Source organism: Rhodococcus globerulus NBRC 14531 (assembly GCF_001894805.1).
Taxonomy (GTDB): Bacteria; Actinomycetota; Actinomycetes; order Mycobacteriales; family Mycobacteriaceae; genus Rhodococcus_F; species Rhodococcus_F globerula.
In genome coordinates this window covers 80276-94909 of sequence record NZ_BCWX01000004.1, presented here as the reverse complement: position 1 = coordinate 94909, position 14634 = coordinate 80276, and the positions used below count along the sequence as shown (strand labels likewise).

At 60.4% G+C, this 14634-nt stretch carries 14 protein-coding genes; 12 read left to right on the top strand and 2 right to left on the bottom strand.

What is annotated here, in order from left to right; translation table 11 throughout:
• Positions 1 to 203: 203 nt before the first annotated feature.
• The 9 genes from RG2_RS20935 (at position 204) to RG2_RS20895 (ending at position 8839) form a co-directional block, all read left to right on the top strand.
• Complete coding sequence (locus tag RG2_RS20935) at positions 204 to 1349, top strand: thiolase family protein (protein ID WP_051730396.1); 1146 nt, start codon at positions 204 to 206, stop codon at positions 1347 to 1349.
• A gap of 1 nt (position 1350) precedes the next feature.
• Positions 1351 to 1794 (top strand): Zn-ribbon domain-containing OB-fold protein, encoded by a 444-nt coding sequence (locus RG2_RS20930; RefSeq protein WP_033233325.1) that lies wholly within the window; start codon positions 1351 to 1353, stop codon positions 1792 to 1794.
• Positions 1795 to 1843: 49 nt separating this feature from the next.
• The gene (locus RG2_RS20925) at positions 1844 to 2860 is read left to right on the top strand and encodes an LLM class flavin-dependent oxidoreductase (protein WP_033233324.1); all 1017 of its coding nucleotides are present in this window, start codon (positions 1844 to 1846) and stop codon (positions 2858 to 2860) included.
• Positions 2861 to 3084: 224 nt separating this feature from the next.
• Entirely contained in the window at positions 3085 to 4281 is a 1197-nt protein-coding gene (locus RG2_RS20920; RefSeq protein WP_033233322.1) for a cytochrome P450, read from the top strand.
• A 1-nt stretch (position 4282) separates the two neighbouring features.
• A complete protein-coding gene (locus tag RG2_RS20915; protein ID WP_033233321.1) occupies positions 4283 to 4492 on the top strand; it encodes a ferredoxin in 210 nt (69 codons plus the stop codon).
• Positions 4493 to 4700: 208 nt separating this feature from the next.
• Positions 4701 to 5726, top strand: a complete 1026-nt coding sequence (locus RG2_RS20910; protein ID WP_033233319.1) for an ABC transporter substrate-binding protein — start codon at positions 4701 to 4703, stop codon at positions 5724 to 5726.
• Between the two features lie 132 nt (positions 5727 to 5858).
• A complete protein-coding gene (locus RG2_RS20905) occupies positions 5859 to 6746 on the top strand; it encodes an ABC transporter ATP-binding protein (RefSeq protein WP_051730443.1) in 888 nt (295 codons plus the stop codon).
• 45 nt (positions 6747 to 6791) lie between these two features.
• The gene (locus RG2_RS20900) at positions 6792 to 7640 is read left to right on the top strand and encodes an ABC transporter permease (protein WP_051730395.1); all 849 of its coding nucleotides are present in this window, start codon (positions 6792 to 6794) and stop codon (positions 7638 to 7640) included.
• Positions 7641 to 7816: 176 nt separating this feature from the next.
• Positions 7817 to 8839, top strand: coding sequence for an ABC transporter substrate-binding protein (locus tag RG2_RS20895; RefSeq protein WP_033233317.1), 1023 nt, complete (start codon positions 7817 to 7819; stop codon positions 8837 to 8839).
• A 20-nt stretch (positions 8840 to 8859) separates the two neighbouring features.
• Here RG2_RS20895 and RG2_RS20890 read toward each other — a convergent pair whose 3' ends face one another.
• Both RG2_RS20890 and RG2_RS20885 read right to left on the bottom strand, forming a co-directional pair.
• Positions 8860 to 10227: an amidohydrolase family protein gene (locus RG2_RS20890; RefSeq protein ID WP_033233315.1), complete on the bottom strand. Its 1368-nt coding sequence runs from the start codon at positions 10225 to 10227 to the stop codon at positions 8860 to 8862.
• Entirely contained in the window at positions 10224 to 11405 is a 1182-nt protein-coding gene (locus tag RG2_RS20885) for a CoA transferase (RefSeq protein WP_033233313.1), read from the bottom strand. The genes RG2_RS20890 and RG2_RS20885 overlap by 4 nt, the downstream gene beginning before the upstream one ends.
• 109 nt (positions 11406 to 11514) lie before the next feature.
• Here RG2_RS20885 and RG2_RS20880 point away from each other — a divergent pair, with 109 nt between their 5' ends.
• The 3 genes from RG2_RS20880 (at position 11515) to fabG (ending at position 14629) form a co-directional block, all read left to right on the top strand.
• The gene (locus RG2_RS20880; protein WP_033233817.1) at positions 11515 to 12579 is read left to right on the top strand and encodes an enoyl-CoA hydratase/isomerase family protein; all 1065 of its coding nucleotides are present in this window, start codon (positions 11515 to 11517) and stop codon (positions 12577 to 12579) included.
• A 106-nt stretch (positions 12580 to 12685) separates the two neighbouring features.
• Positions 12686 to 13849, top strand: a complete 1164-nt coding sequence (locus RG2_RS20875) for an acyl-CoA dehydrogenase family protein (RefSeq protein WP_033233816.1) — start codon at positions 12686 to 12688, stop codon at positions 13847 to 13849.
• Positions 13850 to 13888: 39 nt separating this feature from the next.
• Entirely contained in the window at positions 13889 to 14629 is a 741-nt protein-coding gene (gene fabG, locus RG2_RS20870; RefSeq protein WP_033233311.1) for a 3-oxoacyl-ACP reductase FabG, read from the top strand.
• Positions 14630 to 14634: the final 5 nt, after the last annotated feature.

Genomic DNA, 14634 nt, shown 5'->3' with positions numbered 1-14634 from the left:
TTTGCCGCAGAGCGGCACGTGTCGTCGAGTATTCGTAACACTACACATAGATACTAACCATTGTCATGATTTAGTTCACATTTTAGGTGATGTCACTCTTTCGACCTGCGGCTTGCCAATGTCGAGTGTGAGGTGGCACGGTTGGCAGATTCAATGTGACTATTATCATCAATAGCGTAGGGTGGCGTTCCGGAGGTGGACTGGTGAGTGGCAAAACGAACGTTGCTGTTGTCGGTGTGGGTGAATCGGAGTTCGGCCGGGGTCTGAACTGTTCGGTGGACGCACTGGTTATCGAAGCTAGTCGCGCGGCCATGTGCGACGCGGGATTGACGGCGCGCGATATCGACGGAGTCATACCGGCGGGCTCGGCATTCAATGCCGACGAGATTGCAACCGCATTGGGCGTAGATCGAAAATTCACGGCGTCGCCCGGCATTCCCGCTGGCGCGGGACCTCTCGCGGCCGTCGCGCTGGCCCGAACCGTCATTGAGGCAGGACAAGCCGAGACCGTTCTCGTCTACTACGGCTACATGGGATCGAAACCCGGTGGCCCGTACGGCTATCACGCACGCGATCCGATCAAGGCCAGCTTGGAAATGCCGTTCGGTTGGTACGGTCAGCCCACGTACTTTGCGGCATGGGCGCAGCGATACTGCCACGAGTACGGAGTTGCACCAGAGGATCTCGGATCGATTGCTCGTTCCAACCGGTCGTGGGCGCAGATCACGCCGGGGGCGCAGAAGCGCACGCCGATGTCGCAGGACGACTATCTGGCCAGTCCGATGGTCGCATCGCCTCTCCGCGTCGCTGACTGCTGTCTGATTACGGACGGTGCGGGGGCAGTCATCGTCACGGCGCTCGAGCGAGCCCGCGATCTGCCCAACCCGCCGGCCCTGATCGCCGGCGTGGGAGTTACGTCGGTGGAGTCGACCATGACCAGTTTCTTCACGCAGAAGGCGGACATGCTCTCGTTCGGCTCCGCTCGCTCCGGGCCGATCGCCTTCGCGGACGCGGGTCTATCGGTGTCGGATATCGACGTAGCCGAGATATACGACTGCTTCAGTATTTCGCAGGCGATTCAGATCGAGGATCTCGGATTCTGTAGCCGTGGTGAGGGGTTCGCCTTTACTGCCGAAGGAAATACTGCACCAGGCGGGGCGATGCCGGTCAATACGAACGGCGGGCACATGTCGTACGCCTACATTCCAGGCATCGTGCATGTGATCGAAGCGGTCAGACAACTTCGCGGGTCCCGAGGACAAGCACAGGTCGCCGGGGCGGAGACAGCACTGGTTGCCGCGCTCGGCGGTCCGGAGCACGCGACGCTCATCTTCGCGAAGGATCACTGACATGACTGAGATCTCTGTGCATGACGCGGTAGTCGGTATTCCCAATTTTCCTCCGCCCCAAGATGTTCCCGAACTGAACGGCTTTTGGAATGCGGTCGAGCGAGGCTGCATCGCTCTTCCGGCCTGCCCGACGTGCGGTGCGTGGCAGTGGTACCCCTTGGCTGGTCGACCATGCGGTCATCCTGGTGAACTCGAATGGCGCGACCTGAGTGGTCACGGCACGATCTTTACTTTCACGCGGGTCGAACGCTCATTTTTGCCTACGGGTAGCAACCCGCCGTATACCGTCGCCCTTGTCGAACTGGACGAGGCTCCGGGAGTTCGGCTGGTCACCGTCCTGGTCGGCCCCGGCAGTGTGGACCCCGTCATCGGATCTCGGGTCACTCTCTCGCCCACTGAGTTCGAGACTCACACCCTGCCGACATTCTCCTTGGATTCTCGCTGATTCATCCCAAGACCTTTTCGAACATCACCAGAAAGTGCGGGTAAATTGTATGAGACTTTCACTGCGCTACGACATGCGCGCTCCCTCGATCGGGGCGCCCGCCGCCGAGCTGTACAAGGCGGCGATTGACCAATGTGACTGGGCGGACAAGCTCGGCTTCGAGACTGTGTTTCTTGCCGAGCACCACGGCGCCGAGGACGGCTACTGCGCCTCACCGCTGATTCAGGGCTCAGCCATCGCTGCTCGCACCGAACGGATGAAGATTCACTTCTCCGCACTCGTTGCAGTGCTGCACAATCCGTTGCGGTTGGCGGAGGATCTGGCGACCCTTGACATCATCAGTGCTGGGCGAATCGAGATGACGATGGGAATCGGGTACCGGGACAGCGAGTACGCGATGTTCGAGATCCCTCGCGCACGACGAGTAAAGATCCTCGAGGAAACGATCGGAATCCTCGAGAAGGCATGGACGGGAGAGCCCTTCGAATATCGCGGCATGACCGTCCGTGTGCGTCCGACTCCGGTCCAGACTCCCCGTCCACCGATCTACATCGGTGGTTCCGCTGAGGCATCCGCGCGACGCGCTGCCAAGCTGGGAGACAACTACATGCCTGCCGGCGACAAGGACGGCTTGTACGCAATCTACAACGAGGAACGCCGCAAGCTGGGGTTACCGATTCCGCCGCGGCCGCCGAACCCCGGCCCACTGTTCCTTTTCGTCACCGATGATCCGGACCGGGATTGGCCGATTCTGGCCCCGCACCTTCTGTACACGACGAACTCGAATGCACAGTGGGCCAAGGAACGTGGCGTCGGCACGACCACCTACCCGTTTGTCGAGAGCATTGGCGAACTGAAGAAGCAGAAGCACTTTGTCGTGGTAACACCGGAGCAATGCATCGATCTGTGCGTCCAGCGTGGTCTCGATTCGGAATTGATGTTCCAGCCGTTGATGGGTGGGTTGGCGCCCGAGCACGGCTGGCGAAGCCTGGAACTCTTCGAGTCCAAGGTGCTGCCGACGCTGGAAGAGTTGGGCTACAGAAAGCCCTCGCAGCGCGCGAGCTGACCCACGTCCCTTTCTGCTCTTGACACAACCGCCCCTATCAATGATGATAATCATTACAGTGGCGCACGTCACGAACTGGCCAAGTGGATCGAGACGCCCGCCGTCCCTTCCTTGCTGCTCTCTCAGTGAATCCTTCTGTGATCGAAAAGATTTCAGCGGGGAAGCAGTGGTGCCTCGAGTAGAAGCGACGGCGTGCATCGGATCGATACAGAGTGAGGACCTCGATGAACAAAGTCCAGGGTTGCCCCGTCAGTCACAACCGATACGCCGAGAACTCCGAAATCTACGGACATTACGCACTTCTCGATGCGGAGCGTGATGCTGCCAGGTTCCATTTCAACGACACGAACCAAAATGGATTCTGGATGCTTACTCGGTACCAGGACGTGCTGGAGGGCTTTCAGAAGCACCAGGAGTGGACAACCGAGTCGCGTTCGGCGCTCTACCCGGATACGACGCTGCGCCTGTTGCCCCAGGACCTCAACGGCGACGAGCACACCAAGTTGAGAAAGGTCATCAATCCGTTCTTTGCGCCGGCCGCCGTCAAGCGGATGGAAGAACTTGCCCATGCGCGCGCCGTCGAACTGATCGAAGAGCTTCGGCCGCAGGGGAAGTGTAACTTCGTCGCGGAGTTCGCGATTCGATATCCGACGGATATCTTTCTGACGCTGTTGGGCCTTCCGGTCAGCGACGGTGAGTTCTTTGTCCCGTGGAGCGAAGACATGCTCAATGCCATGTTGGCGGGCTACGGACCGGAGGTCGACGAACCCAAGAACAAGATCCTGGCATATTTCGACGAGGCAGTGAACGAGCGTCGCAATAACCCGCGCGATTCCAAGGAAGACCTACTCACCCGGTTGGTCCAAGCGCAGATCGACGACGACGAGATCACTCACGACGACATCCTTCTGATCTGCATGTCTCTGATGCTCGCCGGACTCGACACGACGCGGTCGGCGTTGGGGTACATTTACGCACACCTGGCCGAAAATTCCGAGGATCGCGCACTGCTGGTCGAGGACCCGACGCTCTGTCGTAGTGCGGTCGAAGAGTTTATTCGCATGTACCCGTTGGTGATTCAGGCTGGCCGTAGAGTCCAGGTCGACACCGAGTTTCACGGTCTCGAATTGTCGGAGCGGGATGTCGTCTGGTTAGGTGTTGGTTCCGCCAACCGTGATCCGGAGAAGTTTCCCGACCCGGACAAGTTCATCTTGGGTCGGCAAGGACTCAATCAGCACCTGGCCTTCGGGGCAGGGCCCCATCGTTGCATCGGAATGCACCTTGCCAGATTGGAATTGGCGGTTGTGCTCGAAGAGTGGCACAAGCTGATCCCCGAATACAGGTTGGCGGAGGGCGCCGAGTTGACCGAGCGTGGTGCCCAACTGACCTTGACCGCACTACCTTTGGAATGGGACGTCTGACATGTACTTGACCATCGACAAAAGTAAGTGCATGGGACACGGGCGTTGCTACGCCGAGGTTCCGACGTTGTTGTCGGACGACGAGGAAGGCTTTGTGGCAGAGGGTGGTACGACCTTCGAGGTCCCAGGCAATTTGCATGACGACGCGGTGGCCGCTGTGAATGCTTGTCCAGAGTTGGCAATTGCGCTCGTTCCCGAGCGGGCCCAGTAGCCCTCGTACGTCCGGTGGACACCATGATCCGGTTGGAATTGCGTTCGGCGCCAACCGGATCACCTCCGTCTGGGGAAGGTGTGGGTCGAGATGTGGCTCGATCGGAAATTCCTGATCAGGTATTGACGTCACCCGATTCATGACTATGATTAATCACATAAGTGGGCCAGCGCTATGCGGTGATTCACATCTACTCGGAGGTTGAAGAATGCGTGCTCATCTGGCACGAATGTCGGGCGTCGCTCTGATCGGATTGTCGTTGGTTGCATGCGGGAGCAGTGGCGGCGAAACCGGCGACACTACCGACGGTTCGCTCGCGAAGATCAATGTTTCCGTCACGCCGGGCACTGTGTGGGGTATCCCGATCGCAGTGGCGAAGTCGGAGGGTTTCTTCGACGCAGCCGGCGTCGACGTGACCGTCTCGCCCTCACCGTCGGGAATGGGCCACAATCAGCTGTTGGCAAGTGGTGTAGAGGACTTCGGTCCCTCCTCGCCGAGTCAAGCGCTTGCGGCAATTCAGCAGGGCCAGGATGCCGTCATATCCTGCGGCGGCAATTCGCAGACTCCGACGGCTATCGTCGCTCCGATCGGCAGTGGACTCCCGACGGCGGCTTCCGGTGCCACCAGCGCTGATGTCCTCAGGGCGCTCAAGGGTAAGACTCTCGGTATGCCCGCTGCTGCGGGTACCGGCACGTCAAACCTCATGGTGCAGACGCTTGCCGGTGTGGGTTTGAACGAAGGTGACTACACCCTCGTCAATATCGGTTCCGGCACTACGGCTCAGGCCGCACTGATTTCCAAGCAGGTGGATGCTGCCATGGCGGCAACTCCGACGGCCGAGACCGTCGTCGGCAACGGCGATGCGATCGAACTGACGTATCTGTCCGACGACATGGAGAACTACCAGATGATCGGTGGTGTGTGGCAGAGCCGGCGCTCGTGGGTCGAACAGAACCCGAAGGCGGAGAGTGGATTCTGCGCGGCCATGGCGGATGCGTACGAGTTCCTACAGGATCCGGCAAACAAGGATGCGGTGAACGACTACGTCATCGAAGCGGTCGGCACCAACACCTCCGCATCGGCAGTCGACCAGATCCGGGAGAACTTCTCGGTATTGACCGCTGAGCTTCCCGAAGCGGAGATGCAGAAGACCATCGACGGTCTCACGTCACTCGGCGTGCTCGAGGCCGAGCCGAAAGTTACCTTCGAACAAGCAGTGCTGGTAAGCAAGTAAACCTTCGATACTCTCTTGCGAAACAACAACATTCGCCGTGAGGAGAGATCGAGCGTCAAACGTCAATGCGTGTGAGTGCACACGTCCGTCGAGCGTCGGCGGATTCGGAACCCGAAGTGGATCGAGAATGAGATGACAGATCTGTACAGCAGGCCAGCTGGTGCCACCGCGGCCGAGGGCAAGCACGCCAAGTCCCCGCGCGAGTCCATTCTCAGCTTCGAGAATGTGTCGCAGGTTTACGGAGGCTCAGGCGGTACGGCCGAGTTCGTTGCATTGGACAACGTCAGCTTCGAGGTTCCGGCAGGGCAGTTCATCGCGATTGTGGGAGCCAGCGGTTGCGGCAAAACCACTCTGCTGAACATGGCGGCGGGGTTGGCGCAGCCCACTGGTGGAAAGGTATTCCTCTCGGGGAGTACACCCAAGTCTCCCAATTTTGATCTCGGATACATGTTCGCTCGGGATTCGCTCCTGCCTTGGCGCACCGCACGCAAGAACGTGTCACTTCCGTTGGAAGCCCGCAATGTTCCTGCGGCACAGCGTAAAGAGCGTGCGGACGAGATGCTTGCGATGGTGGGTCTGGCAGGCAAGGAGAAGCAGTTTCCGTCCCAGCTGTCGCAGGGCATGCGTCAGCGCGTGGCGATTGCGCGGACAATGGCATCCGATCCCACGATGTTGCTGATGGACGAACCGTTTGCGGCACTTGATGCGCGGACGCGGCTGCACATGCAGGGCGAGTTCCTGCGTATCTGGGAAAACGATCTCGACGAAAACGGCGACACCAAGCGAACCGTTTTCCTTGTCACTCATGACCTGCAGGAAGCGACAGTGCTTGCTGACCGTGTCATCGTGATGCTTCCGAGTCCTGGGCGCATCGCCACGGATCTTCTTATCGAACTTCCGCGCCCGCGAGCGCATCTGATCGACGAAATTATCTTCACCGAGCGGTTCCGTGAGTTGCAGCATGAACTCTTCACTCAACTCGAAGGCGCGGTCGGGCGTAGTGAAACACCCACAGGCTAACGGGCGACTCACAGCCCGCATCGGCGAGACAGATCGGAAAAGCGAATGAGCACACAGTTGGAAACCACAGTGACTGCGGTACCTGCAACGCGTAGTCCTGCTGCGCCGGTGGCCAAGTCGAAACGGTCCTGGAGGCCGTCGAATTTCACGGCCGGTATTCTTGCCACCCAACTCGTCATTGTCATCGGCTTCCTGGTGCTGTGGGAAGTCGCAGTCAACAAAGGTTGGGCGAACGCGCTGTTCGTCAGTCAGCCGAGCGCGGTGTGGGGCGCATTGATCGACTACGTGACATCGAAACAGATGCGCGTCTCGGCGGGTGCGACTCTGACAGCAGTCGTCCAGTCGTTTGTCATCGGTTCCGTATCCGGAATCGTTGTCGGTTGCCTGATCGGGACCAACGAATTTCTGGATCGCGTGTTCAGTCCGTTCCTCGTGCCGCTCAACGCAGTTCCACGAATTGCATTGGCGCCGCTTTTTGTTGCCTGGTTCGGTCTGACCAACACCTCCAAAGTTGTGATGGGTGTGTCGATCGTGTTCTTCCTGCTCGTGGAGAACTCGCGGTCTGCGGTGAAAGGTGTCGACCGTGACCAGATGACCATGGCCAAAGTCGTCGGATTGAATCGACAGAAGCTGATGACCAAAGTTATTCTGCCTTCGGCGGTTCCGACTATTTTTGCCGGATTGCGGCTCGCGATCACCTACGCGATTCTGGGCGTGATCGCGAGTGAGATGATCGCTGCGAAGAACGGGTTGGGCCAAGACATCGTCCGGTACAGCAGTGAGTTCCAGATCGACTACGTCTTTGCGGTGTTGATCGTGCTGGTGACCATTGCGACGGTTGCCAGTGTCGGTTCGAGCAAGTTGGAGCGTTGGTTGCTTCGTTGGCAGGACTGAGCGCCAAGACAATGTCCAGGGCCGGTTCCCCCACTTCTTCGGGGGAGCCGGCCCTTGTCGTACCTCGTTCGAAGCTGCTGAATTATGTTGAACCACTTGCTTATTCAGAAATCATGCTTATGATTAATGTCATACCTGGGCCACCTGTTCAGGTAACTGAAATTTGGAGGTTCGCGATGCGTGCAGGTTTTGTTCGTATGTCCACTGCAGCGTTGTTGGGTCTGTCCTTGGTTGCCTGTGGATCGAGCAGCGGCGACACCGGGGATACGACGGACGGTTCAGCGGCAAAGGTCAATGTGTCGATTACACCCGGAGGAATCTGGGGAATTCCGTTGGCGGCAGCGGAGCAGGAAGGCTACTTTGCCGACGCAAAACTCGACGTGACCGTCAGCCCGGCTCCGTCCGGAATGGGACACAACCAGCTCCTGGCGAGCGGCGTCGAGGATTTTGGTCCTTCTTCGCCGAGTCAGGCACTCGCCGCCGTGCAACAGGGACAGGACGCCGTAACGTCATGTGGCGGTTCGGGTCCGGTACCAACCTCGATCATTGCGCCGAAGGGCTCGAGCTTGCCTTCCTCGGCAACCGGGGCGAGCGCCGAGGACGTCCTGAAGTCGCTTCGGGGCAAGACATTAGGTATGCCCGCGGCCGCGGGCACCGGAACATCGAACCTGATGGTGCAGACACTGGCCTCCTTCGGGTTGAACGACGGCGACTACACGTTGGTCAACATCGGTTCCGGCAGTACCGCCCAGGCAGCACTTATTGCCGGCCAGGTTGACGCGGCGATGGCCGTAACGCCGACGTCGGAGACGCTGGTAGCCAAGGGTGATGCGATCGAGCTGGCAGAGCTGTCAGGTGAACTCCCCAACTACCAACTCCTGGGCGCATTCTGGCAGAGTCGACGCACGTGGGTCGAGGCGAACCCGCAGACGTCGGCATCTTTCTGTGCGGCGATGGACAAGGCATACGACTACATGAACGATCCGGCAAATGCCGAAGCAGTGAACAAGCTGATCGTCGAGGCTGTGGGCAAGGACGTCCCGGCCGACGCGGTCGATCGGATTCGTGAAAACTTCTCGGTGCTGGACGCGGCCATCTCTCCGGAGGATTTCCAGCGAACGGTGGACGCCCTCACGGCGGTCAATGTGCTCCAGCCGGCACCCGCGGTGACCTACGATCAGGCAATTCTCATCAAGTAGGGCCGACTGCAGGTCTGCCCTCAGTAAACCCGTCTACCAGCTATGACGGTGGCGAGTACTGACGGCGGCTGCGAGCGGGAGATCAGAACCAGGTCGCCCGCTGCGCCGACTTTTACCCGGCGCGGTGGGCCGCCTGGATCCCCGGGACGGCCGAGATAGGCGTCCAGTGCGGTGTTGTAGTCGATTGTCTCCGCATCGCCCAGAACAGTGCCCGCGGGTGTCAACCGCGCCTGTGACGCTGCGATAACTGCCCACGGGTCGAGTGGTCCGTACGGTGCGTCGCTCGAAAACGCCACCGGAACAGATGCATCCAGCAAGGATCGGCAACGGTACAAATCCTGGTGGTCGATGGCAGCAACATGTTCGAGGTAGTCGTCGCCTCGGTCGGCAATGAACCCCGGCTGGGTTACGACAGCTAAACCGAGGCGGTTGATCTCGGAAATGGATTCGATCGGAATCAATGCGCCGTGTTCGATCCGGTCACCAGGGATCGTGCCGATTTCGCCGAGTACGGAGAGCAAGATCAGCAGAGCTTCGCGGCTGACACTGTGTGCTGCAATCGCTCGCCCGATGGAGTGTGCGGACTCGATAACGGCGGCAAGCTGTTCGAGATCGGGAAGTCCGGAATCGGCAAGCACGATCTTGTACGGGCCGACGGTTGGTTCCGTCGACGGCAGTGAGACACCCAGTGGCACGCCGAGGAGATGGACCCGTTGGGGTAGTTCGCGCGAAGACATTGCTGCGCAGATGGATTCGATGCTTTCCGGAGCGAGGTCCGGCGTTGCATCAGTTACCGCTGTGACGCCGAGTCGCGACAGTTCGGTTCCCACATCGCGTAACGGTGGTGGGGCATTTCCCGGAATCCGTGCTCGGAGCCAGGAATCTGCGCGCCACACTCGGCCGGTTGGTTTTCCGGCTGCATCGCGTTCGATACCGGGATGGTCAGCCTGTTCCAATCCGGCTGCAACGACGCCCGCTGTGTTGAGCACCCACATTGCGCCACTGCGATGTTGGATACGAACAGGTCGTGATGCGTGAAGATGATCGAGGGCATCGCGATCGAGATCGCCCGCTACCGATTCGAAGTATCCGACACCTCGCACCCAGCCGTCGGAACCTGGTGAAACCTGTAGTGCGGCAGCTAGTTCTCCGGAATTTCGGACGGCCGGCGGGCCACATTCCACGGAACTGCGTCGGGCAGCCAGCGCATGTAGGTGGATGTGGTGATCACACAGGCCGGGAATGATCTGATTGCCGTAGGCGTCGAGGACGTCCTCGCCGTGGCGAGTCAGTCCGCGGCCGATCTCCGTGATCACGCCGCCCGTGATGCGAATGTCGAGGCTGTGACGGCCACCGACAGAACAATTGGTGATCAGCAGATGGTTCACGGGGCGACGATTCCGAGGCCGCGGAGAACGGCGTGTGTGTCAGAGCCGGAGGTGGACGCACTGCCGACGTACTGGCGTTTCTCCGGAATAGCCACAGTGCACGATGGCGGCAACGGAGCATCGGTTCCGTGGGTGAGCGTCGACGCGACGAGGTCGGCCATCGAGAGGTCCCAGAGGTATCCTGCGCCGGTGGGCGTCTCCGACATGGCGAGGGCGGCTGCCATGAGTCCGCTCAGGGGATCGGCTATCGCGTCGCCGACAAATACGGGCGCACCTGAATTATCTTGTGCAACAAGACCACTTGATGCTGCGATGTCGTCACCGAATCCGATGCGAGCGGAGTTTCTTCCTGCCGCAGTGATGGAGATCCAGGTGGTACCGGATGCGGCCGCAGCTTCTGCGTCGAGCCCGAAGCCCGCGAGTGCGCGTGGCCGCGACGCCTCGATAACGATGTCTGCGCGTTCCACGAGCTGCGCCAGCGCCGACCTGTCGGGAGCGGCACTCGGATCGAGGACGACGGACTCGTGCCCGGCATGCAGTAGTTCGTAGAACTCGCTGTTACCGCGACGTGCTCCGTCCGGCCTGGTCGGGGTCTCCACCTTGACGACCCGCGCGCCCGCGGCTCCGAGTAGGTGTGAGCACAGAGGACCCGCCCACAGTGCACTGAAGTCGACAACAAGCAGATCCTTGACCGATCGCCGGGTAGTGGGCGCGGGAACTGACGCAGTTGGGCGTGCGACCGGGGCAGCCGCCAACCCGAGTAAGGCTGCGCGCTCGGCCAACTCGGCTCCGGGGTGTTCGGCTAACCAGGCACTGACCGCCGGCCAGGGATCATCATCGATCTCCGCGGAGATCAGTGCACCGAGCAGAATCGGGTCGTCCGGTCGGGCACAGGACACGGCTGCCCAGCCGTCCTGTGTAGGGAGGAGGCGGCAACTGCCTCCGAGAGAGATTGAACCGCTGCGGGTGAATCCGGTGAATGCCGCGCGTTCGGAAAGAAAGCGGGCTCCGTCTTCGTTGCCGTTGATGAATTCACCGAGGTGCCGTGCCAGGGTGGCGGCGTTTCCCGGGGGAATTCGGGGAGATTCGTCGGGCGAGCCGGTGAGTGGCACTATCCCGCTGCCGAGCCAGTCGAGGACGCGGCGGTCCTCATCCGCGTCGTCGGGCCAGGCAAACATTCTCCGATGTTACACTCCGAAAAGTATTACCGGAAAAGGTATCCCGCGTGCAGAACTGCCGTCGGGTGCAGGAAGCCGAGCAATGATTCGGCGCTCGAGAAGGATGAAGATGGTCAACCAGATGCACGCGCTGTCGCCGCAGGACATTCTCGACGGCAGGATCGATCTTCCACTTCTTGCAGACGGTGGCGCACTTGATAATCCAGTGGTCGTGGTCGACCTGGACGAGGAGTTCTCAGAGGACGAAGCCCGTGCGGTGTCGGCAAAAGTCCTCAGGTCCGACCGTGTTGTTCTCGGGCGGTACACGGGCCGTACACCGGATGCCGCAACAAGAACACTGGCGCGGTCGCTCGACTCGACGGTGTCGACGGTATTGACCGAGAACGTCCGAGAGTTTGTGGGTGTCGAAGATCCCGACGCTGAACTGGCATCTGTCTTCGACCGCTTCCAAGAAAATCCTTATGCATCAGTTGTTGCATCGCAGGTTCTGCGGTTGGGTGAAAACCTGTCGATCCCAGCAGCGCTTGACGTGGAATCCCTGGCCTACTCGACGCTGTTGGGCACTCCGGACTTCAAGCGGTGGCTCACTGGTCGAGGACCACGGCCGCTGCCGCCCCCAGCTCCGCAGGAACCGGTGCTGATCGAGCGTCGAGATGCGTTGTTACACATCACGCTCAACCGCCCGGAACGTCGGAACGCTTACGGGGCGCAGGTGCGTGACGGGCTGGTCGCAGCATTACAGGTCGCCGTGATGGACCCCGGCATCGAGAAGGTGCTGCTCGACGGCGCTGGGCCGTCGTTCTCCGCGGGAGGTGATCTCGACGAGTTCGGCACCACTCCGGATCTGGCGATCGCGCATCTGATTCGAACCCGATCGGGAGCCGCGCGGCTGATGGCGCGCCTGTCCGATCGAATCGAGGTACAGGTTCACGGAAGTTGCGTGGGAGCGGGCATCGAGGTGCCGGCCTTTGCCGCCGATGTGTGTGCGCACCCGGATACGGTGTTCCGCCTGCCTGAGATCTCGATGGGCTTGATTCCGGGAGCGGGTGGCACTGTGTCCATCCCGCGCCGGATCGGGCGTTGGCGCTCCTACCACCTGTTTCTCTCCGGTGCTGCGATCAATACGGAGCGTGCGCTCGACTGGGGCCTGATCGATTCGATAGCGCCGATATAGGCATCGCCTTACCTTCGGTTCGTTTTCAAGTCTTTGACTCATAATGCTCGACCGGATTGACTTCGGAAGACGCATTAACGTGGAACGAGCAAGGTGAGTGGTGGGTATGCAGGTCGACGCGGACGACTTCGCCGATATCTTGGCGACGGCAAGGGAATTCATCCGGAAGGAAGTTGTCCCTCGTGAGCAGGAGATAGCCGATACCGATGCAATTCCGGAGGACATCCGGAAGAAGGCCGCCGATATCGGACTGTTCGGTTACGCCATTCCCCAGGAATGGGGTGGTCTGGGCCTCGACCTCACGCAAGACGTCGAACTCGCGATGGAGTTCGGGTACACGTCGCTTGCTCTGCGCTCGATGTTCGGCACCAACAACGGCATCGCCGGACAGGTACTCGTCGGCTTCGGCACCGATGAGCAGAAGGCGGAATGGCTCGAACGCATCGCGTCGGGTGAGGTAGTCGCGTCCTTCGCACTGACCGAACCGGGCGCGGGATCCAACCCCGCCGGCCTGCGGACCAAGGCAGTCCGCGCCGGGAGCGACTGGGTGATCAACGGCAACAAGCGGTTCATCACCAATGCCCCGACAGCGCAACTGTTTGTCGTGTTCGCACGCACGCGTCCGGCCGACTCCGACGGTCCCGGTATCGCTGTCTTCCTGGTCCCGGCCGATACCGAAGGTGTCACGGTGGGGCCGAAGGACAAGAAGATGGGTCAGGAAGGTGCCTGGACCTCCGAGGTCAGCTTCGACAACGTGCGCGTCCCTGCATCGGCCCTGGTCGGGGGCGACGAAGACACCGGATATCGCGCTGCCATGACTTCCTTGGCACGTGGACGCGTTCATATTGCCGCATTGTCGGTGGGAGCAGCCCAGCGCGCCCTCGACGAATCTGTCGCCTTTGCCACTGTCACGGAACAGGGTGGGACTGTGATCGGTGACTTCCAATTGGTCCAAGCGATGCTTGCAGATCAACAAGTAGGTGTGATGGCCGGTCGGGCAATGGTCCGTGAGGTTGCGGCGCGCTACGTCAGCGGCGAGGACCGTCGACTCGGACCGTCTGCGGCAAAGCTCTACTGCACCGAGATGGTCGGAAACGTAGCTGACCTCGCTGTCCAGATCCACGGTGGCAGCGGGTACATGCGGGGCGTTCCTGTCGAACGGATCTATCGGGAAGTGCGGTTGCTGCGCCTGTACGAGGGAACCAGTGAAATTCAGCGGTTGATACTCGGCGGCGGTCTTGTGTCGCAAGGGAAGAAGCCAGCGAAGTAATACAGCACGTACTTTCTTCAACTGACGAATGGAGTGGACATGGGACTGTTGGACGGCAAGGTGACAGTAGTGACCGGGGGTGCACAGGGTATCGGGTTCGAAATTGCCCGAACCTTTATCAAAGAAGGCGCCACCGTGGTGATCGGCGATATCAACGAGACTGTCGGCGTCGCTGCCGCAGCTGAGCTCGGTGGCGACTCCGTGGCGCGGTTCATCTCGTGCGACGTTCGCCATTCCGACCAGGTCGAGGCAATGCTCGATCTAGCTGAAAGCGCTTTCGGCCCAGTCGATGTCATGGTCAACAATGCCGGCATGACACGTGACGCGACAATGCGGAACATGACGGAGCAGGACTTCGACGACGTGATTGCCGTCCACCTCAAGGGTGCCTGGAACGGAACTCGCGCAGCCGCGGCCCGCATGCGTGAGCGTGAGACGGGATCGATCGTGAACATCTCGTCGATCTCAGGCAAGGTCGGCATGTTGGGTCAGACCAACTACTCGGCCGCCAAAGCCGGAATCGTCGGTCTCACGAAGGCTGCTGCCAAAGAGGTTGCGTTCAAGAATGTTCGGGTCAATGCCGTCCAGCCCGGACTGATTCGCACTGCGATGACCGAAGCGATGCCGGAGCGCGTCTGGAACAGCAAGCTGGCCGAAATTCCGATGGGTCGTGCCGCGGAACCGTCCGAGGTTGCGTCCGTGGTGGTGTTCCTCGCGAGTGATATGTCGAGCTACCTGACCGGTACCGTCCTGGAAATTACGGGCGGGCGCCACATCTGAGGCGC